Source organism: Pseudomonas delhiensis, assembly GCF_900187975.1.
Taxonomy (GTDB): domain Bacteria; phylum Pseudomonadota; class Gammaproteobacteria; order Pseudomonadales; family Pseudomonadaceae; genus Pseudomonas; species Pseudomonas delhiensis.
Genome location: NZ_FZPC01000010.1, coordinates 17,135 through 35,313, shown reverse-complemented (window position 1 = coordinate 35,313; position 18,179 = coordinate 17,135). Strand labels below are relative to the sequence as shown.

Here is an 18,179-nt window from a genome sequence, read left to right as displayed (position 1 = left end):
CCGTCATGGATACCCTGAGCTATCTCGGGCAGGGCTTCGGCGTCGCCCTGAGCCCCTACAACCTGGTCACCGCGCTGATCGGCACGCTGATCGGCACCGTGGTCGGCCTGCTCCCGGGCCTGGGCCCGATCAACGGCGTGGCCCTGCTGATCCCGGTGGCCTTCGCCCTCGGCCTGCCGCCGGAGTCGGCGCTGATCCTGCTGGCCGCGGTGTACCTGGGCTGCGAATACGGCGGGCGGATCTCCTCGATCCTGCTGAACATCCCCGGCGAGGCCTCCACCGTGATGACCACCCTCGACGGCTACCCCATGGCGCGCCAGGGCCTGGCCGGCGTGGCCCTGTCGCTGTCGGCCTGGAGCTCGTTCATCGGCGCCTTCATCGCCACCTGCGGCATGGTGCTGTTCGCCCCGCTGCTGGCGAACTGGGCGATCGCCTTCGGCCCGGCGGAATACTTCGTGCTGATGGTCTTCGCCATAGTCGCGCTCGGCGGCCTGGCCGGCGACCGCCCGCTGAAGACGCTGCTGGCGGCGCTGCTCGGGCTGTTCCTGTCCAGTGTCGGCATCGACGCCAACAGCGGCGTGTACCGCTTCACCTTCGACAGCATCCACGTGGCCGACGGCATCCAGTTCGTGGTCCTGGTGCTGGGCCTGTTCTCGGTCAGCGAGATCCTCCTGCTGCTGGAGAAGACCCACCACGGGCACAAGGCCGTGGAAGCCAGCGGGCGCATGCTGTTCAACCTCAAGGAAGCCGCCTCGGTGTTCGTGGTCAACCTGCGCTGCGGCCTGCTCGGCTTCGTCATGGGCGTGCTGCCCGGCGCCGGCGCCACCCTGGCCAGCGCGGTGGCCTACATGACCGAGAAGAAGTACGCCGGCGAGAAGGGCAAATTCGGCCAGGGCGACATGCGCGGCCTGGCCGCCCCGGAAACCGCCATCGGCGCCTCCGCCTGCGGCGCCCTGGTGCCCATGCTGACCCTCGGCGTGCCCGGCTCGGGCACCACGGCGGTGATGATCGGCGCGCTCAGCCTGTACAACATCACCCCCGGCCCGCTGCTGTTCCAGGAGCAGCCGACCATCGTCTGGGGCCTGATCGCCTCGCTGTTCATCGCCAACCTGATGCTGATCATCCTCAACGTGCCCATGGTCCGGGTGTTCACCCGCATCCTCGCGGTGCCGAACTGGGCGCTGGTGCCGGGCATCGCGATCATCACCGCGATCGGCGTGTACGCCGTGCACGCCACCACCTTCGACCTGTTCCTGATGGTCGCCATCGGCATCCTCGGCTACATCCTGCGCAAGCTCGACTTCCCGCTCTCGCCGCTGCTGCTGGGCTTCATCCTCGGCGGGCTGATGGAGCAGAACCTGCGCCGCGCGCTGTCGATCTCCAACGGCGAGCTGGGCATCCTCTGGTCCAGCCCCATCGCCATCGGCACCTGGGCCCTGGTGGCGGCGATGCTCGGCCTGCCGCTGTACCGCGCCTGGCGCCGCCGCCTGGCCCGCCGCGGCGCGCAGCCGGCCAGCGCCTGAGCCCGGCAGAAGAACCACGCTCGCCGCGTTCTCTCCTGCGGCGATTTCAGACCCGCCCCGTGCGGGTCTTTTTTTGTCTGCGGCTGGCGCTCGTAAACCCCGCGATGGGCTGGCGGGTTCAGCGCGGCGCCAGGTGCACCACCATCAGCTGCACGCTCTCGTTGCCGCGGAATTCGTTGACGTCCAGCTTGTAGGCCATTTCCGCCCAGCGCACCGTCGGGTTCGGCCAGACCTCGCGGTCGACGTTGAAGGCGATGCCGTCCAGCTGCAGCGAGCCGCACTCGGTCTTGAGCACCAGCTTCAGGTGGCGTTCGCCGACGATGCGCTGCTGGACGATCTGGAACACCCCGTGGAACAGCGGCTCGGGGAAGTGCTGGCCCCAGGGGCCGGCCTGGCGCAGGGCGCGGGCCAGCTCCAGGTGGAACTCGGTCAGGCTCAGCTGGCCGTCGGAGAGGATGCGCCCGGTGAGGTCGTCCTCGCTGAGCTGGCGGCGCACCTCGGCGTCGAAGGCCGCGGCGAAGGCGCCGAAATGCCCCTGGGGCAGCGACAGGCCGGCGGCCATGGCATGGCCGCCGAACTTGCTGATCAGCCCCGGGTGGCGCGCGGCCACCGCGTCCAGGGCGTCGCGGATATGCAGGCCGGGCACCGAGCGGGCCGAGCCCTTGAGGCTGCCGTCGCCGGCGTCGGCGAAGGCGATGGTCGGGCGGTGGTAGCGCTCCTTCAGGCGCGAGGCGAGGATGCCGATCACCCCCTGGTGCCAGTCCGGATCGAACAGGCACAGGCCGAAGGGCATTTCCTCCACCGGCAGTTCCTTGAGCTGGGCCAGCGCCTCGCGCTGCATGCCCTGCTCGATGGCCTTGCGGTCCTGGTTGAGCTGGTCGAGCTGCACCGCCATGTCGCGGGCCAGGGCCTCGTCCTCGCAGAGCAGGCACTCGATGCCCAGGGACATGTCGTCCAGGCGCCCGGCCGCGTTGAGCCGCGGGCCGAGGATGAAGCCCAGGTCGGTGGAGGTGATGCGCCGGGCATCGCGCCCGGCCACTTCCAGCAGCGCGCGCAGGCCCGGGCGGGCGCGGCCGGCGCGGATGCGCGCCAGGCCCTGGTGCACCAGGATGCGGTTGTTGGCGTCCAGCGGCACCACGTCGGCGACGCTGCCCAGGGCCACCAGGTCGAGCAGCTCGGCCAGGTTCGGCTCCGGCGTGCCGCTGCGGGCGAACCAGTCCAGCTCGCGCAGGCGCGCGCGCAGGGCGAGCATCACGTAGAAGATCACCCCGACCCCGGCCATCGCCTTGCTGGGGAATTCGCAGCCCGGCTGGTTGGGGTTGACGATGGCGTCCGCCGCCGGCAGCTCCGGGCCCGGCAGGTGGTGGTCGGTGACCAGCACGCGCAGCCCGGCGGCCTTGGCCGCGGCCACGCCGTCGATGCTGGAGATGCCGTTGTCCACGGTGACCAGCAGCTCCGGGCGTTTCTCCAGGGCGACCGCGACGATTTCCGGGGTCAGGCCGTAGCCGTATTCGAAGCGGTTCGGCACCAGGTAGTCGACCCAGGCCGCGCCGAGCAGGCGCAGGGCCAGCACGCCGACACTGCTGGCGGTGGCGCCGTCGGCGTCGAAGTCGCCGACGTAGAGGATGCGCTGGCGCTTCTGCAAGGCGTCGACCAGCAGCTCGACGGCGGCGTCGATGCCCTTGAGCTGGCGGTACGGGATCAGCCGCGCCAGGCCCTTGTCCAGCTCCTCGGCGGACTTCACGCCACGGGCGGCGTACAGGCGGGTGAGCAGCGGCGGCAGGTCGCCGAGGTCGGGCAGGTGTTCGGGAAGCGGGCGGGGGTCGATGCGCATCGGTCGTACAGTGTCCTTTCCGGCGGCTTTTATCGCTCGCCCATCAGCCATTCCAGTTGCAGTTCGTGCTGGCCGTTCTCGTCGGTGACGAAGATCGTCCCCTCGCTGATCATCAGGGTCCAGTTGATCGAGCGCGGCAGGTCGCGGGCCAGTTCCTCCAGAGGCTCCTGAGGGACGGCGGCGACATTGAGGTTCTTCAGGTGGCGCACGCCGTCGAGGACCTTGGTGGTCCATACGCGCAGGTTGCCGTAGGCCAGCAGCGAGAGTCTTTCGCAACGCCGCGAGCACCACACCAGGCGCTCGCTGTCCGGCTGGCCGACCTCGATCCAGTGCAGGATGCGGTCGTCCAGGCTCTTCTCCCACAGCGACGGCTCCTCGACGTCCGACAGGCCCCGGCCGAAGGCCAGCTGCTCGTTGTACCAGAGCACGAAGGCGAGCAGGCGGACCGCCAGGCGCTCCTCGGTTTCCGAGGGGTGGCGGGCGACGGTGAAGCGCAGGGTCTCGTAGACGCCGCGGTCCAGGTCAGTGAGGCTGATGTCGGCCTTGTAGGGGGTGGCGGAGAGGGCCATGGTCTATCCCAGCGATGCGAAGGCGGCAAGTCTACCCCGATTGCGCCCGCCCTGCCGCCCTCGTCGCGCTCAGCGGTGGCCGCGGCCTTCGTGCCCCGGGCGGGAGGCCGACAGCTCGATGCGGTTGCGGCCCTTGGCCTTGGCCAGGTACAGCGCCTGGTCGGCCAGCGACAGCAGCCGCGCCAGCTCGTAGCCGCCCTCCTCGCTGGTGGCCACGCCGATGCTGACGCTGAGCAGGCCCTCACCGACGAACGGAACCTCGGCGAACTCCCGGCGGATGCGCTCGGCCACCTGGCAGGCGGCCTCGGTGCCGGCCCCGGTCAGCAGGCAGGCGAACTCCTCGCCGCCGATGCGCCCGAACACGTCCTGGCGGCGCATGCGCGAGGCGGTGATGCGGCTGAACTCCTGCAGGGCGCGGTCGCCCACCGGGTGGCCGTAGGCGTCGTTGAGGCGCTTGAAGTTGTCCAGGTCGCAGACCAGCAGCGCCACCGGCTCGCCGCGCTCGGCGCACAGGCGCAGCAGGCGCTCGCCGGAATCCATGAAGGCGCGGCGGTTGCCGATGCCGGTCAGGGGGTCGCTCAGGGCCGCCGAGCGGAACTTCAGCTCGGCGCGGTCCTTGACCATGGTCAGGGTGGTGAAGGCCAGGCCGACGGCGACCAGCATGGTCTCGAACACCAGCAGGGTGAACAGGGTGGTGTAGGTGCCCGAGGGCTCGCCCGGCACCGCGCCGCGGTCGACGAAGATGCGCAGGGTGTAGAAGCCCGCGTGGAACAGCAGCAGGGCCAGGGTCGGCCGCAGCGGCACTTCCAGGCGCCGGCGGCTGCGCCACAGCTCGGCGGCGGCGAGCAGGCAGTAGACCACGGTCAGCGCCGAGTGGACCTGGATGCGAGCGACCATCGACTGCAGGAAGGCCGGCCACAGGCACAGCAGCAGCCAGAGCACGGCCCCCGCGGCCACGCCGGGCCAGTAGGGCGCGCGCCCGGCGAACACGCGCATGCTGGTCCACAGCAGCGCGCAGGAAAGCATCACCACCACGTTGCCGGCGACGATGGCCAGCATCTCCAGGCCGAAGCTGCGCAGGGCGATGAGGAAGGTGGACAGCGCCCCGAGCAGGAGCATGCCGGCCATGTAGCCGAGGGTCGGCTCGCGGCGCCCGCCGTACCAGGCGAAGAACATCAGCACCCCGACCAGGGCGAGGATGTAGAGATCCACCAGCAGCAGGGTGGGCAGGCTCAGCGACATGCGCCCTCCTTCGGCATCCGGGGCGCAGGCGGCATGGGGTCGGCAGAAGGAGGAAGATCAACGGCACACATGAGCGGATACCCGGGCCGGCCTGAAAAAAGTGTGGGAATGCTCCCTACTCTACGCGCCCGGAGCCGATCGCGGAACGCCTTCACAACCGATCGGTCAGCTTTGCCCGCGCCGCCGGGCTACCCGTCGGCCGCGAGCCACGCTAGAGTCGCCCCACACTGCCCGACCGACGGAACACCCGATGAACGCCACCGCCAAACCCCTCGCCGGCCTCAAGGTCGTGGAGCTCGGCACCCTGATCGCCGGCCCCTTCGCCGCGCGCCTGTGCGCCGAGTTCGGCGCGCAGGTCACCAAGATCGAATCGCCCGACGGCGGCGACCCGCTGCGCAAGTGGCGCAAGCTCTACGAAGGCACCTCGCTGTGGTGGTTCGTGCAGGCGCGCAACAAGCGCTCGCTGACCCTCAACCTCAAGCAGGAAGCCGGCCGCGAGGTACTGAAGAAGCTGCTGGCCGAGGCCGACATCCTGATCGAGAACTTCCGCCCCGGCGTGCTGGAGAAGCTCGGCCTGGGCTGGGATGTGCTCCACGCGCTGAACCCGAAGCTGGTGATGGTGCGCCTGTCCGGCTTCGGCCAGAGCGGCCCCTGCAAGGACCAGCCGGGCTTCGGCGCGGTGGGCGAATCCATGGGCGGGCTGCGCTACATCACCGGCTTCGAGGACCGCCCGCCGGTGCGCACCGGCATTTCCATCGGCGACTCCATCGCCGCCCTGTGGGGCGTCATAGGCGCGCTCATGGCCCTGCGCCACCGCGAGGTCAACGGCGGCCAGGGCCAGGTGGTGGACGTGGCGCTGTACGAGGCGGTGTTCGCCATGATGGAGTCCATGGTCCCGGAGTTCGACGTGTTCGGCTTCATCCGCGAGCGCAGCGGCAACATCATGCCCGGCATCACCCCCTCCTCGGTGCACACCACCGCCGACGGCAGGCACGTGCAGATCGCCGCCAACGGCGACGCCATCTTCCGCCGCTTCATGCTCGCCATCGGCCGCCAGGACCTGGCCGACGACCCGCAGCTGGCCGGCAACGACGGCCGCGACGCGCGGCGCGACGAGCTGTACGGGGTGATCGACCGCTGGGCCCGCTCGCTGCCGCAGGAAGAGGTGCTGAAGGTACTGAACGAAGCCGAGGTGCCGGCCAGCCGCATCTACTCCGCCGAGGACATGTTCACCGACCCGCAATTCCTCGCCCGCGAGATGTTCCTCTCGGCGAAGCTGCCGGACGGCAAGCCCTTCAAGATGCCCGGCATAGTGCCCAAGCTCTCGGAAACCCCCGGCTCGGCCGAGTGGATAGGCCCGAAGCTGGGCGAGCACAACGACGCGATCCTGGCGGAACTGGGCTACGACGGCGAACAGATCGCCGCGCTGCGGCGTGATGGAGCGGTTTGAGCCGCGCCCCTGTAGGAGCGAGCTTGCTCGCGAACGGGGCTACCGGCTGACTGCGTGGCCACTCGTTCTGCCCAACGGTCCCCTCTCCCGCTTGCGGGGGAGGGTTAGGGAGGGGGTGCGGAGTCAAGCCCAGCATCGGTGTGTCGTCGACGTCCGCAACCCTCTCCCCAGCCCTCTCCCTGAAGGGAGAGGGAGCCGTTCGACGTCAAGCGAAACCAAGCAGACATCCTGCACGCCCGCCCGCTCTTGTAGGAGCGAGCTTGCTCGCGAACGGAGCTACCGGCTGACGCCATGGCCCCTCACTCTGCCCAACGGTCCCCTCTCCCGCTTGCGGGGGAGGGTTAGGGAGGGGGTGCGGAGTCAAGCCCAGCATCGGTGTGTCGTCGACGTCCGCAACCCTCTCCCCAGCCCTCTCCCTGAAGGGAGAGGGAGCCGTTCGGCGTCAAGCGAAACCAAGCAGTCATCCTGCACACCCGCCCGCTCTTGTAGGAGCGAGCTTGCTCGCGAACGGGGCTACCGGCTGGCTCCATGGCCCCTCGTTCTGCCCAACGGTCCCCTCTCCCGCTTGCGGGGGAGGGTTAGGGAGGGGGAGCGGCCCAGGCCCAGCGCCGTCGTATCGTCGAAGTCCGTTGCCCTCACCCCAGCCCGCTCCCGCAAGCGGGAGAGGGGGCTGTCCGCAGCGGCCGAACAGCACGTCGCTCGCCGGTTAGGCTGGTGTGCGGGCCGGACCTGGGTTCGCGAGCAAGCTCGCTCCTACAGGGAAAAGCGACCGGGCCGACTGATCCGCACCAGGAAATCCACTACCTGATCCTTTCGGCGTCCATTCCGGACGCTCCGCAGAGGAGACGGCTTCATGGAAACGAACCCGCATTGCCTGGACACGCTGCGCAAGCTGGCCCACGGCCTCGATCCGCGCACCGGGCAAGCCCTTCCCGGCGGCGATGCCTGCCAGGCGCCGGAGGTGATCCGCGCGCTGTTCCAGGCAATCCAGGCCCTCGAAGCCCAGGGCAAGGTGCGCCCGAGCCCGGAGCAGGCCGGCAAGCCCTGGAACGAGGAAGAGGAACAGGCCCTGTTGCAGCGCTTCGACGAGGGCGAACCTGTCACCGCCATCGCCCGCGCCCATGGCCGCACCACCGGGGCCATCCGCGCCCGCCTGGTGCAGTGCGGGCGGCTGTAGAAACGCAAATGCCGCCGCCCCGGGCCGGGGCGGCGGCATTCCCGATGGAGCTGGCGGGCTCAGGCGTCGTAGCTGAGCACCTGGGCGGCGCGCTGGCGCAGGGCGTGGATGACGTCGTTGCAGATCCGTCCCTCCTGGACCGCCAGGTCGCGGCTGATGGCCTCCAGCGCTTCCTGGCAATTGCGCTCGTCGGCCAGTTGGTCGCCACTGAGGACGCGACGCAGGACGACCTCGCCTTCGGAGGTGCTCAGGCTCAGCACCCGGCCACCGTCCGGACGCGCGGGTCCGAGATCGTGGGCGTATTGGCTGAAGATGGCTGCGAGCAGGGGCTCGAGTCGGTCCATGGGGTTCTCCTGGGATACAACGGATACGTCAGGAAAAGACCCCTTTCTGCAGGAAAAAGTTCAATAACCTCAGATATTTGCCCCGGAAACGAAAAAGCCCGCCAAGCTGGCGGGCTTTTCTTTCGACCGGCTTAGAGCGGTTTGCCGCGGTTGCCGTGGGCGCTGACGAAGGCCTGGACCTTGGCCAGTTCGTTGGGCAGCACGGTGCAGCGCTCTTCGCGCTGGAACAGGTCGGCCAGGTGCGCCGGCAGCGCCGGGACGGCCTCGATGCCGGCCTTTTCCACCGCTTCGGGGAATTTCACCGGGTGCGCGGTGCCCAGGGTGACCATGGGGATGGCCAGGCTGCGGCGGCATTCGCGGGCGGCGCGCACGCCGATGGCGGTGTGCGGGTCCAGCAGTTCGCCGCACTCGGCGTAGACCTCGGCGATGGTCTGGCAGGTCTGCTCGTCGTCCACCGCCAGGGAATCGAACAGGCGGCGCGCCTCGGTCCAGCGGTCGTCCTCGACGGACAGCTTGCCGGTGGCCTTGAAGGCGTCCATCAGCTCGGCGATGGCCTTGCCGTTGCGGCCATGCAGGTCGAACAGCAGGCGCTCGAAGTTGGACGAGACCATGATGTCCATGGACGGCGACAGCGACGCGTGCAGGGTGTCCTTGTCGTAGCGGTTGCCGGACATGAAGCGGTGCAGGATGTCGTTGCGGTTGGTCGCGACTATCAGTTGGCTGACCGGCAGGCCCATGTTGCGCGCCAGGTAGCCGGCGAAGATGTCGCCGAAGTTGCCGGTGGGCACCGAGAAGGCCACGGAACGGGCCGGCGCGCCGAGCTGGAGGGCGGCGTGGAAGTAGTAGACGATCTGGGCCATGATCCGCGCCCAGTTGATCGAGTTGACCGCCACCAGGCGGGTGCCTTTCAGGAAGCCCTGGTCGGCGAAGCTGGCCTTGACCATCTCCTGGCAGTCGTCGAAGTTGCCTTCGATGGCGATGTTGTGGATGTTTTCGCCGAGGATGGTCGTCATCTGCCGGCGCTGCACCTCGGACACGCGGTTGTGCGGGTGCATGATGAAGATGTCGACGTTTTCGCAGGCCTTGCAGCCCTCGATGGCCGCCGAGCCGGTGTCGCCGGAGGTGGCGCCCATGATCACCACGCGCTCGCCACGCTTGGTCAGCACGTGGTCGAGCAGGCGGCCGAGCAGTTGCAGGGCGAAGTCCTTGAAGGCCAGGGTCGGGCCGTGGAACAGCTCCAGCACCCATTCGTTGCCGTTGAGCTGGCGCAGCGGCGCCACGGCGTTGTGGGCGAAGACGCCGTAGGTCTCTTCGAGGATCTTCTTGAAGTCGGCGTCGCTGATGCTGCCGGCGACGAACGGGCGCATCACCCGGAAGGCCAGCTCGTGGTACGGCAGGCCGGCCCAGGAGGCGATCTCCTCGACGGTGAAGCGCGGCAGGTTTTCCGGCACGTAGAGGCCGCCGTCGCTGGCCAGGCCCGCCAGCAGCACGTCTTCGAAGTTCAGCGCGGGCGCCTGGCCGCGGGTACTGATGTAGCGCATAGATCAAACCTTCGGTTTGAGCTTCAAGCTTCAAGCTTCAAGCTTCAAGCGGAACCCCCGCTTGCAGCTTATGGCTTGCAGCTTGCAGCTCCGAGTTAATTGAGCTGTTCGACGCGAATGCGTACGACATTGCCGACCACGTCATCCAGCGCTTCCAGCGCGGCGATGGCTTCGATGATGCGGGACTCGAGCACGCGGTGGGTAACCAGGATCATCGGCACCAGACCGTCATGCTCTTCGACTTCCATCTGCATGATCGATTCGATGTTGATGCCGCGCTCGGAGAGGATGGTCGCCACCTGGGCCAGTACGCCCGGGTGGTCCTTGGCCTGGATGCGCAGGTAGTAGGCGCTTTCGCAGGCGTCGATCGGCAGGATCGGGTGGTCGGAGAGCGCGTCCGGCTGGAACGCCAGGTGCGGCACGCGGTTCTCCGGGTCGGTGGTGAGCACGCGGACCACGTCGACCAGGTCGGCGACCACCGAGGAAGCGGTGGGCTCCATGCCGGCGCCGGCGCCGTAGAACAGCGTGGAACCGGCGGCGTCGCCGTTGACCATGACGGCGTTCATCACGCCGTTCACATTGGCGATCAGGCGGTCGGCCGGGATCAGCGTCGGGTGCACGCGCAGCTCGATGCCCTTGTCGGTGCGGCGCGCCACGCCCAGGTGCTTGATGCGGTAGCCCAGGGCCTCGGCGTAGTTCACGTCGGCGGTGGTCAGCTTGGTGATGCCCTCGGTGTAGGCCTTGTCGAACTGCAGCGGGATGCCGAAGGCGATGGACGCCAGGATGGTCAGCTTGTGCGCGGCGTCGATGCCCTCGACGTCGAAGGTCGGGTCGGCCTCGGCGTAGCCCAGCGCCTGGGCTTCCTTGAGCACGTCGGCGAAGGCGCGGCCCTTCTCGCGCATCTCGGTGAGGATGAAGTTGCCGGTGCCGTTGATGATGCCGGCCAGCCAGTTGATGCGGTTGGCCGCCAGGCCTTCGCGGATCGCCTTGATCACCGGGATGCCGCCGGCCACCGCGGCCTCGAAGGCGACGATCACGCCCTTCTCGCGGGCCTTGGCGAAGATTTCGTTGCCGTGCACGGCGATCAGCGCCTTGTTCGCGGTGACCACGTGCTTGCCGTTCTCGATGGCCTTGAGCACCAGCTCATGGGCCAGGGTGTAGCCACCGATCAGTTCGATGACCACGTCGATTTCCGGGTTGTTCGCCACGTCGAAGATGTCGGCAGTGATGGGGGTGCTGCCGGTTTCGCATTTCGGGTTGGGGCGACGGGCGGCAATCTGCGCAACCTCGATACCACGCCCGGCACGGCGGGCAATCTCCTCGGCGTTGCGTTTGAGTACATTGAAGGTACCGCCACCGACGGTCCCCAACCCACAGATTCCCACTTTCACCGGTTTCACGCTGAAACTCCCCATCATCGCGGCAAACGGGGTACGCCCCGGCACGCGGCGCGCAGGCGGCGAGGACGGGGACGTACCGTACGAAGGCCGGGCGAGCGCCCGGCCTCATGGTTAAAGGAACCGCACATTACGAAGCGGCTCCCCATTAGTCAAATCAGGCGCAGGGCCCGATTCACTTGGTGTCCAGCACCAGCTTGGCGATTTCGCCGGCGCTCTGGTAGCCCGGCAGCATCTGGCCGCTTTCGAGGATGATCGCGGGGGTGCCCTGCACGCCGACCATCTGCCCCAGCTCGAACTGCTTGTCCACCGGGTTGGGGCACTGCGCGGCCTTGATTTCCTTGCCGTGGAACATGTCGGTCATGGCCGCGGCGCGGTCCTTGGAGCACCACACCGCCTGCAGCTGCTGGTCACCCGGGGACTTCGGCCCCTGGCGCGGGAAGGCCAGGTAGCGCACCTCGATGCCGCGCTTGTTCAGCTCCGGCACCTCGGCGTGCAGCTTCTGGCAGTAGGGGCAGGTGGTGTCGGTGAACACGGTGATGTGGGCCTTGGCCTTGCCCTGGGCGGGGAACACCACCATGTCGCTGGCGGGCAGGGCATTGATGGTCTTGGCCACGCCGGCCGCCTCGGCGACCTCGGTGATGTTGGTGGCCGCGCCATCCTTCACCTGGTAGATGTTGCCCTGCACGACGAAGTTGCCGTCGGTGCTGGCGTAGAGCACGCGGCCGCCCTTGAGCTGGACCTGGTACAGGCCCTGCACCGGGCTGGCGCTGATGGCTTCGATGGGCAGGTCGGGCTGCAGCGACTGCAGGGTCTTGCGGATGGTCTGGTCGGGCTCGGCGGCCAGGACGAAGGTGCTGGCCAGGCCCAGGGCCGCGGCAACCAGGAATCGGGACAGACGCATGGAAAACTCCTGTGGATGAACCCCGAAGACTATCACAGGGCGGCCCTCCACCGAACCGCACGCTTGTAGCACGAGGCTACAGGCCGCAGGCGGCAGCCGGTTTAGGTCAAGCGGCGGATAACCGCGAACGGTTATTCGCCCTACGGATGCGCGAACGTAGCGGCAACCTGTAGGAGCGGATTTATCCGCGATGACGGCGCGCGGGATCGGCCCATCGCGGACGAAGTCCGCTCCTACGCTGGCCGAGCCATGCCATTCTCCTGTAGGAGCGCGCCCTGCGCGCGAATCGCGGGCAGGGCCCGCTCCTACAATGGGGCGACATGGGAGACGCGAATTTCGATCCAGTCACCCCCGCGAACGAGGGAGCCCAGAAGACAGTTGCTCCTACGCTCAACCGCGCGGGTGGTGCTGAGCGTGCAGCTCCTGCAGGCGCGCGCGGGCGATGTGGGTATAGATCTGGGTGGTCGACAGGTCGCTGTGGCCCAGCAGCATCTGCACCACGCGCAGGTCGGCGCCGTGGTTGAGCAGGTGGGTGGCGAAGGCGTGGCGCAGGGTGTGCGGCGACAGCGACTTGCCGATGCCGGCCACCCTGGCGTGGTGCTTGATGCGGTGCCAGAAGGTCTGGCGCGTCATCTGCTCGCCGCGCAGGCTGGGGAAGAGCACGTCGCTGGGGCGGCCGCCGAGCAGGTCGCCGCGGGCATTGCGCATGTAGCGCTCGATCCACAGGATGGCCTCCTCGCCCAGCGGCACCAGGCGTTCCTTGCTGCCCTTGCCGAACACCCGCACCACGCCCTGGCGCAGGTTGAGCTGTTCCAGGGTCAGGCCGACCAGTTCGCTGACGCGCAGGCCGCAGGCGTAGAGCACCTCCAGCATGGCGCGGTCGCGCAGGCCCAGCGGGTCCTCGGTCTCGGGCGCGGCCAGCAGCGCCTCGACGTCGGCCTCGGACAACGACTTGGGCAGCGGCTTGCCCAGTTGCGGCAGTTCCACCTGCAGGGTCGGGTCCTCGGCGATGAGGTTCTCGCGCAGGCAGTAGCGGTAGAAGCCGCGCACCCCGGAGAGGAAGCGCGCGGTGGAGCGGGCCTTGTAGCCCTGGGCCAGGCGCCAGGCCAGGTGGTCGAGGATCAGCTCGCGGCCGGCGCGCTCCAGGGCCACGCCCTGCTCGCCCAGCCAGCCGTTGAACAGCGCCAGGTCGCTGCCGTAGGCCAGGCGGGTGTTGTCGGAGAGGCCTTTCTCCAGCCACAGGGCGTCGAGAAAACGGTCGATCAGGGGATGGGCAACGGGTGTCATGCGCTGGCGGTTTCTAAAGCGGTCGGGACGCGGCTAGTCTTCCACAGGCGGGCCGTCCGCGGCCAGCCAAACCCTCGTCAAGGAACCCCACGCATGGATGAAACCCGCGTTCTGCTTTCCCTCGGCGGCATCGGCGCCGGCGCCCTGCTCTGCCAGTGGCTGGCCTGGCGCCTGCGCCTGCCGGCGATCCTCTTCCTGCTGCTGTCCGGCATCCTCGCCGGCCCCCTGCTCGGCCTGCTCGACCCGCAGGCGCTGTTCGGCCCGCTGCTGTTCCCCCTGGTCTCGCTGTCGGTGGCGCTGATCCTCTTCGAGGGCAGCCTTACCCTGCACTTCAGCGAATGGCGCGAGATCGGCAAGGTGGTGCAGCGCATGGTCACCTGGGGCGCGCTGCTGACCTGGGGCGTGATCGCCCTGGCGACGCACTGGCTGCTGGGCTTCGGCTGGGAGATGGCGCTGCTGTTCGGCACCCTCACCCTGGTCACCGGCCCCACGGTGATAGTGCCGATGCTGCGCGTGGTGCGGCCGAAGGCGACCATCGCCAACATCCTGCGCTGGGAAGGCATCGTCATCGACCCGCTGGGCGCGCTGCTGGCGGTGGTGGTGTACAGCTTCATCGCCGCCAGCGACGCCGGCAGCGGCTGGCGCGACAGCCTGCTGACCTTCGCCGCGGTGATCGCCTGCGGCAGCGCCTTCGGCATCCTCGGCGGCCTGGCCCTGGGCCAGGTGCTGCGCCGCCAGTGGCTGCCGGACTACCTGCACAACCTGGCCGCGCTGTCGGCGGTGCTGGGCATCTTCATCGGCGCCAACCTGACGGTGCACGAGTCCGGCCTGCTGGCGGTGACGCTGATGGGCATGTGCCTGGCCAACATGAAGGGCGTGGACGTGCGGCAGATCCTGCACTTCAAGGAGAACCTCAGCGTGCTGCTGATCTCCGGCCTGTTCATCGTCCTCGCCGCGCGCCTGGACCTGTCCGCCCTGCTCGGCCTGGGCCCGGCGGCGCTGCTGGTGCTGGCGCTGATCCAGTTCGTGGCGCGGCCGCTGAACGTGCTGGTGAGCAGCGCCGGCTCGTCGCTGGACTGGCGCGAACGCGCGCTGCTGGCCTGGATAGCCCCGCGCGGGATAGTCGCGGCGGCGGTCTCGGCGATCTTCGCCATCCGCCTGCAGGAAGCCGGCCATGAACAGGCCCAGCTGCTGGTGCCGCTGACCTTCCTGGTGATCATCGGCACCGTGGTCCTGCAGAGCGCCACCGCGCGGCCCCTGGCGCGCCTGCTGAAGGTGGCGGAGCCGGCGCCCAGCGGCTTCCTCATCGTCGGCGCCAACCCGGTGGCGCGGGCCATCGGCACGGCGCTGAAGAACGCCGGCAGCCGCGTGCTGCTCACCGACTCCAGCTGGGAGAACATCCGCGCCGCGCGCATGGACAACCTGCCCACCTACTTCGGCAACCCCACCTCGCAGCATGCCGAGGCGCACCTGGACCTGGTCGGCCTCGGCCACCTGCTGGCCCTGTCGCCCTCGGGCGAGCTGAACACCCTGGCCTGCATGCGCTTCCGCCACGAGTTCGGCGCCCGCCTCTACAGCCTGACCAGCGGCCAGGAGAGCCGGCGCAGCGACAAGCACCGCGCCAGCGACCAGCACCGCGGGCAGAACCTGAGCCCGCGCGAGCTGAGCTACCCGCAGTTCGCCGGCCTGCTGTCCCGCGGCGCCGAGGTGCGCAGCACCCTGCTCAGCGAGAGCTTCGGCTGGGAGCGGTACCAGGCGCTGTACGGCAACGCCGCCACCCTGCTGTTCGCCCGCGACCCGTCGGGCTGGATGCACGTGGCCAGTAGCACCCGGCCCCTGACCCCCGGGGAGGGCTGGCTGGTGATAGCGCTGATCGAGGAAGGCGCCGACGCCGCCGGCAAGGAGGGCGACCGATAGTCGGAATGCCCCGGGATCGGCTGGCGAATCCTTCGTCAGCCTATCCTAAGATGGGTGACAGGCGGCGTGCCGGAAGCAATGATTGCACCACGCCATCATTCTTTGCCTACGCGGTCCACCACCATGTCCAATACCCAGAATTCCCGCCTCGGCCAGATTCTCGTCAACAAGGGCCTGATCAGCGCCGCCCAGCTGGACCAGGCGATCCAGCTGCAGTTGCGCAACGGCCTGCGCCTGGGGGAAACCCTGATCGCCCAGGGCTGGATCAGCGAGCGCCAGGTCAGGCGGGCGCTGAAGAAGCAGAACAACCTGCGCCTGGCCGCCACCCTGGTGGCGGCCCTGCTCGGGCCCTTCCAACTGGCCAGCGCGGACATCCAGCGCCAGGCTCCTGCGATCGGCCAGAGCCACCAGCAGCGCGGGCTGAAGCCGCTGAGCGACAGCGAGATGAGCGGCATCAACGCCCAGGGCTTCGACGAGGCGCTGCAGAGCCTGTTCGTCAGCGCCGAGGCCGGCGACGGCGTGGGCACCATGAAGCAGCTGGCGCGCCTGGTGCTGCCGGTGGTGGACAGCCTGCAGGCCGAAACCTCGATGAAGGACGTGGTCTACGACACCGAGCACCTGGCCTCCAACGTCAACCCCGACGGCTCCATCAGCCTGCGCCTGCCCAGCTCCATCGGCGAGATGCGCTTCGACAACATCCGCGTCGCCGGCGCCCCGCAGAGCCAGAGCATGGGCAGCCTGAGCCTGCAGGACATCGACCTGTCCCAGGCTTCGCTGCGCGTCAGCATGCGGCCGTGAGGCGGCCGGGAAGCCGGGAAACCGGGAGTCGTCTGTTGGCCTGATCGCGGACGGAGTCCTACGCACGCGCCCCACGGTTCCGGAGGCATAGTTGTAGGAGCGCGCCCTGCGCGCGAAATCGCGGGCAGGGCCCGCTCCTACAGGTTGCCATCACCTTCCCACCAAATCCCAGGCATGAAAAAAGCAGCCCGAGGGCTGCTTTTTTCCGGATCGACTGGGAGTCGTGGACTCAGACCAGTTTTTCCTTGATGCGCGCTGCCTTGCCGGACAGTTCGCGGAGGTAGTACAGCTTGGCCTTGCGCACGTCGCCGCGACGCTTGACGCTGATGCTGTCTACCAGCGGGCTGTAGGTCTGGAAGGTACGCTCGACGCCTACGCCGTTGGAGATCTTGCGAACGGTGAACGCGCTGTTCAGGCCGCGGTTGCGCTTGCCGATCACGACGCCTTCGAAGGCCTGCAGACGCTGACGGTCGCCTTCCTTCACTTTCACCTGGACGATTACGGTGTCGCCGGGGGCGAACGCCGGAATCTCTTTGCTCATCTGTTCAGCTTCGATCTGCTGAATGATCTTGTTGGTCATTTCGTGCTCCTAAGACAAGCGCTCGGCGCTCGCCATCGATACGTTAACTATCGTCCCGCTGGCGGATGTATTCCTCCAGCAGCTTCTTCTCTTCTCCAGAAAGCGAGCGGCAATCCAGAAGATCGGCACGTCGTTCCCAGGTCCTGCCTAGGGACTGCTGCAAACGCCAGCGCCGGATGTGTTCGTGGTTGCCGCTGAGCAGCACCTCGGGAACACGTTTGTCTGCGTACACCTCGGGGCGGGTGTAGTGCGGACAGTCGAGCAGGCCATCCGTGAAGGAGTCCTCCTCGGCGGAGTCCACGTGGCCCAATGCACCGGGCAACAACCGCGTGACCGCGTCGATCAGCACCATGGCCGGAAGCTCACCCCCGGACAGGACATAATCGCCAATCGACCATTCCTCATCGACATGCTCTTCAATGAAGCGCTCGTCGATGCCTTCGTAACGCCCGGCGATCAGGATCAGTCGTTCCTCGTTCGCCAGTTCCTTCACGGCCGCCTGCGTCAGCTTGCGGCCCTGCGGCGACAGGTAGATCACCTTCGCCGGTCCGCCTGCGGCTTGCCGGGCATCGCCCAGTGCGCCTTCCAGCGGCCTGATCTTCATCACCATGCCCGGACCACCGCCGAAGGGCCGGTCGTCCACCGTCTGGTGACGGTCATCAGTGTTGTTGCGTGGGTTGAAACACTCGAGCCGGATCAGCTCCTGTTTCACCGCACGGCTGGTGATGCCGTAGTCACTGATGGCGCGGAACATCTCCGGAAAGATGCTGATGACCCCGATCCACATGGGTTGAAACTCCTACCCTGCGGGTCAGAAATCCGCGTCCCAGTCCACCCTGATCTCGCCGGCTGCCAGGTCCACCGATTGCACGCATTGCTCCGTATAGGGCAACAGGCGCTCGCGGTCGTCCAGGCTGCCCGCACAGGGCTTGACCACCATCACGTCGTTGGCGCCGGTCTCCAGCATGTGGTCGAGTATCCCGAACAGTTGCCCGTTCGTATCGATCACCTTGAGACCTTCCAACTGGCTCCAGTAGAACTCGCCGTCGTCCAGCTCCGGGAGCTCGCTGCGCGGCACCAGGATCTCGAAATCCGCATAGGTGCGGGCGACTTCGCGATCATCCAGGCCCTTCAGCTTCGCCACCAGGACATTGCCCTGCACGCGGCCACTGACCAGTTCAGCCTGTCGAACCTCGGTGCCACGCCGTAGCGTCCAGCGCCGGTAGTCCAGCAGGTTGTCCAACGGGTCGGTAAAGGAATACACCTTCACCTCGCCACGAATGCCATGCACGGAAACTATCTTGCCGAGAACGATCATTTCCTCGGCGGCAGGCATCGTGCTCATCGACTTCAGGCAGCCTTGGCGGCTTCCTTGATCAGCTGGGCTACGCGCTCGGACGGTTGGGCACCCTGGCTCAGCCAGTAGTTCAGACGCTCCTGGTTGACCGAGAGCTTGACTTCGGCGCCAGTGGCGATCGGGTTGAAGAAACCGACGCGCTCGACGAAACGGCCGTCGCGAGCGTTGCGGCTGTTGGTCACGGTCAGGTGATAGAACGGGCGCTTCTTGGAGCCGCCACGAGCCAGACGAATGGTTACCATGCGTACGTTGTTCCTAT

At 68.0% G+C, this 18,179-nt stretch carries 17 protein-coding genes; 5 read left to right on the top strand and 12 right to left on the bottom strand.

The window, feature by feature from the left end:
- The first annotated feature begins 5 nt into the window (after nucleotides 1-5).
- Nucleotides 6-1,523, top strand: coding sequence for a tripartite tricarboxylate transporter permease (locus CHC02_RS10685; protein WP_089391450.1), 1,518 nt, complete (start codon nucleotides 6-8; stop codon nucleotides 1,521-1,523).
- A gap of 118 nt (nucleotides 1,524-1,641) precedes the next feature.
- Here CHC02_RS10685 and recJ read toward each other — a convergent pair whose 3' ends face one another.
- From recJ to CHC02_RS10670, 3 genes are all read right to left on the bottom strand, one after another.
- Nucleotides 1,642-3,357, bottom strand: a complete 1,716-nt coding sequence (recJ, locus tag CHC02_RS10680) for a single-stranded-DNA-specific exonuclease RecJ (RefSeq protein WP_089391449.1) — start codon at nucleotides 3,355-3,357, stop codon at nucleotides 1,642-1,644.
- Between the two features lie 29 nt (nucleotides 3,358-3,386).
- Entirely contained in the window at nucleotides 3,387-3,926 is a 540-nt protein-coding gene (locus CHC02_RS10675) for a YaeQ family protein (RefSeq protein WP_089391448.1), read from the bottom strand.
- A gap of 69 nt (nucleotides 3,927-3,995) precedes the next feature.
- Entirely contained in the window at nucleotides 3,996-5,168 is a 1,173-nt protein-coding gene (locus tag CHC02_RS10670; protein WP_089391447.1) for a GGDEF domain-containing protein, read from the bottom strand.
- 250 nt (nucleotides 5,169-5,418) lie between these two features.
- On the opposite strand from CHC02_RS10670, the gene CHC02_RS10665 reads away from it, so the two are divergent.
- Both CHC02_RS10665 and CHC02_RS10660 read left to right on the top strand, forming a co-directional pair.
- Nucleotides 5,419-6,618: a CaiB/BaiF CoA transferase family protein gene (locus CHC02_RS10665; RefSeq protein ID WP_089391446.1), complete on the top strand. Its 1,200-nt coding sequence runs from the start codon at nucleotides 5,419-5,421 to the stop codon at nucleotides 6,616-6,618.
- Between the two features lie 853 nt (nucleotides 6,619-7,471).
- On the top strand, nucleotides 7,472-7,795 hold the full coding sequence (locus CHC02_RS10660) for a hypothetical protein (protein ID WP_089391445.1): 324 nt from the start codon (nucleotides 7,472-7,474) through the stop codon (nucleotides 7,793-7,795).
- Between the two features lie 59 nt (nucleotides 7,796-7,854).
- Here CHC02_RS10660 and CHC02_RS10655 read toward each other — a convergent pair whose 3' ends face one another.
- From CHC02_RS10655 to xerD, 5 genes are all read right to left on the bottom strand, one after another.
- Complete coding sequence (locus CHC02_RS10655) at nucleotides 7,855-8,139, bottom strand: DUF3509 domain-containing protein (protein WP_089391444.1); 285 nt, start codon at nucleotides 8,137-8,139, stop codon at nucleotides 7,855-7,857.
- 131 nt (nucleotides 8,140-8,270) lie between these two features.
- Entirely contained in the window at nucleotides 8,271-9,680 is a 1,410-nt protein-coding gene (thrC, locus tag CHC02_RS10650; RefSeq protein ID WP_089391443.1) for a threonine synthase, read from the bottom strand.
- A 95-nt stretch (nucleotides 9,681-9,775) separates the two neighbouring features.
- Nucleotides 9,776-11,080 carry a homoserine dehydrogenase gene (locus CHC02_RS10645; RefSeq protein ID WP_089391442.1) on the bottom strand — a complete coding sequence of 435 codons (1,305 nt, stop codon included), beginning with the start codon at nucleotides 11,078-11,080 and terminating at the stop codon, nucleotides 9,776-9,778.
- A 172-nt stretch (nucleotides 11,081-11,252) separates the two neighbouring features.
- Complete coding sequence (locus CHC02_RS10640) at nucleotides 11,253-11,981, bottom strand: DsbC family protein (protein WP_089391441.1); 729 nt, start codon at nucleotides 11,979-11,981, stop codon at nucleotides 11,253-11,255.
- 390 nt (nucleotides 11,982-12,371) lie between these two features.
- Nucleotides 12,372-13,268: a site-specific tyrosine recombinase XerD gene (xerD, locus tag CHC02_RS10635; protein WP_089391440.1), complete on the bottom strand. Its 897-nt coding sequence runs from the start codon at nucleotides 13,266-13,268 to the stop codon at nucleotides 12,372-12,374.
- A gap of 93 nt (nucleotides 13,269-13,361) precedes the next feature.
- On the opposite strand from xerD, the gene CHC02_RS10630 reads away from it, so the two are divergent.
- Complete coding sequence (locus CHC02_RS10630) at nucleotides 13,362-15,185, top strand: cation:proton antiporter (protein ID WP_089391439.1); 1,824 nt, start codon at nucleotides 13,362-13,364, stop codon at nucleotides 15,183-15,185.
- Nucleotides 15,186-15,308: 123 nt separating this feature from the next.
- Nucleotides 15,309-15,983: a cyclic di-GMP-binding domain-containing protein, MshE-related gene (locus CHC02_RS10625; protein ID WP_089391438.1), complete on the top strand. Its 675-nt coding sequence runs from the start codon at nucleotides 15,309-15,311 to the stop codon at nucleotides 15,981-15,983.
- 229 nt (nucleotides 15,984-16,212) lie between these two features.
- Here the strand turns inward: CHC02_RS10625 and rplS are convergent, their stop codons facing one another.
- From rplS to rpsP, 4 genes are read right to left on the bottom strand one after another with little or no spacing between them, the layout of a single operon-like run.
- Nucleotides 16,213-16,563: a 50S ribosomal protein L19 gene (rplS, locus tag CHC02_RS10620; RefSeq protein WP_089391437.1), complete on the bottom strand. Its 351-nt coding sequence runs from the start codon at nucleotides 16,561-16,563 to the stop codon at nucleotides 16,213-16,215.
- Nucleotides 16,564-16,606: 43 nt separating this feature from the next.
- Nucleotides 16,607-17,350: a tRNA (guanosine(37)-N1)-methyltransferase TrmD gene (trmD, locus tag CHC02_RS10615; RefSeq protein ID WP_089391436.1), complete on the bottom strand. Its 744-nt coding sequence runs from the start codon at nucleotides 17,348-17,350 to the stop codon at nucleotides 16,607-16,609.
- A 24-nt stretch (nucleotides 17,351-17,374) separates the two neighbouring features.
- Complete coding sequence (gene rimM, locus CHC02_RS10610; RefSeq protein ID WP_425262380.1) at nucleotides 17,375-17,908, bottom strand: ribosome maturation factor RimM; 534 nt, start codon at nucleotides 17,906-17,908, stop codon at nucleotides 17,375-17,377.
- Nucleotides 17,909-17,913: 5 nt separating this feature from the next.
- Nucleotides 17,914-18,162: a 30S ribosomal protein S16 gene (gene rpsP, locus CHC02_RS10605; RefSeq protein WP_089391435.1), complete on the bottom strand. Its 249-nt coding sequence runs from the start codon at nucleotides 18,160-18,162 to the stop codon at nucleotides 17,914-17,916.
- Nucleotides 18,163-18,179 lie beyond the last annotated feature (17 nt).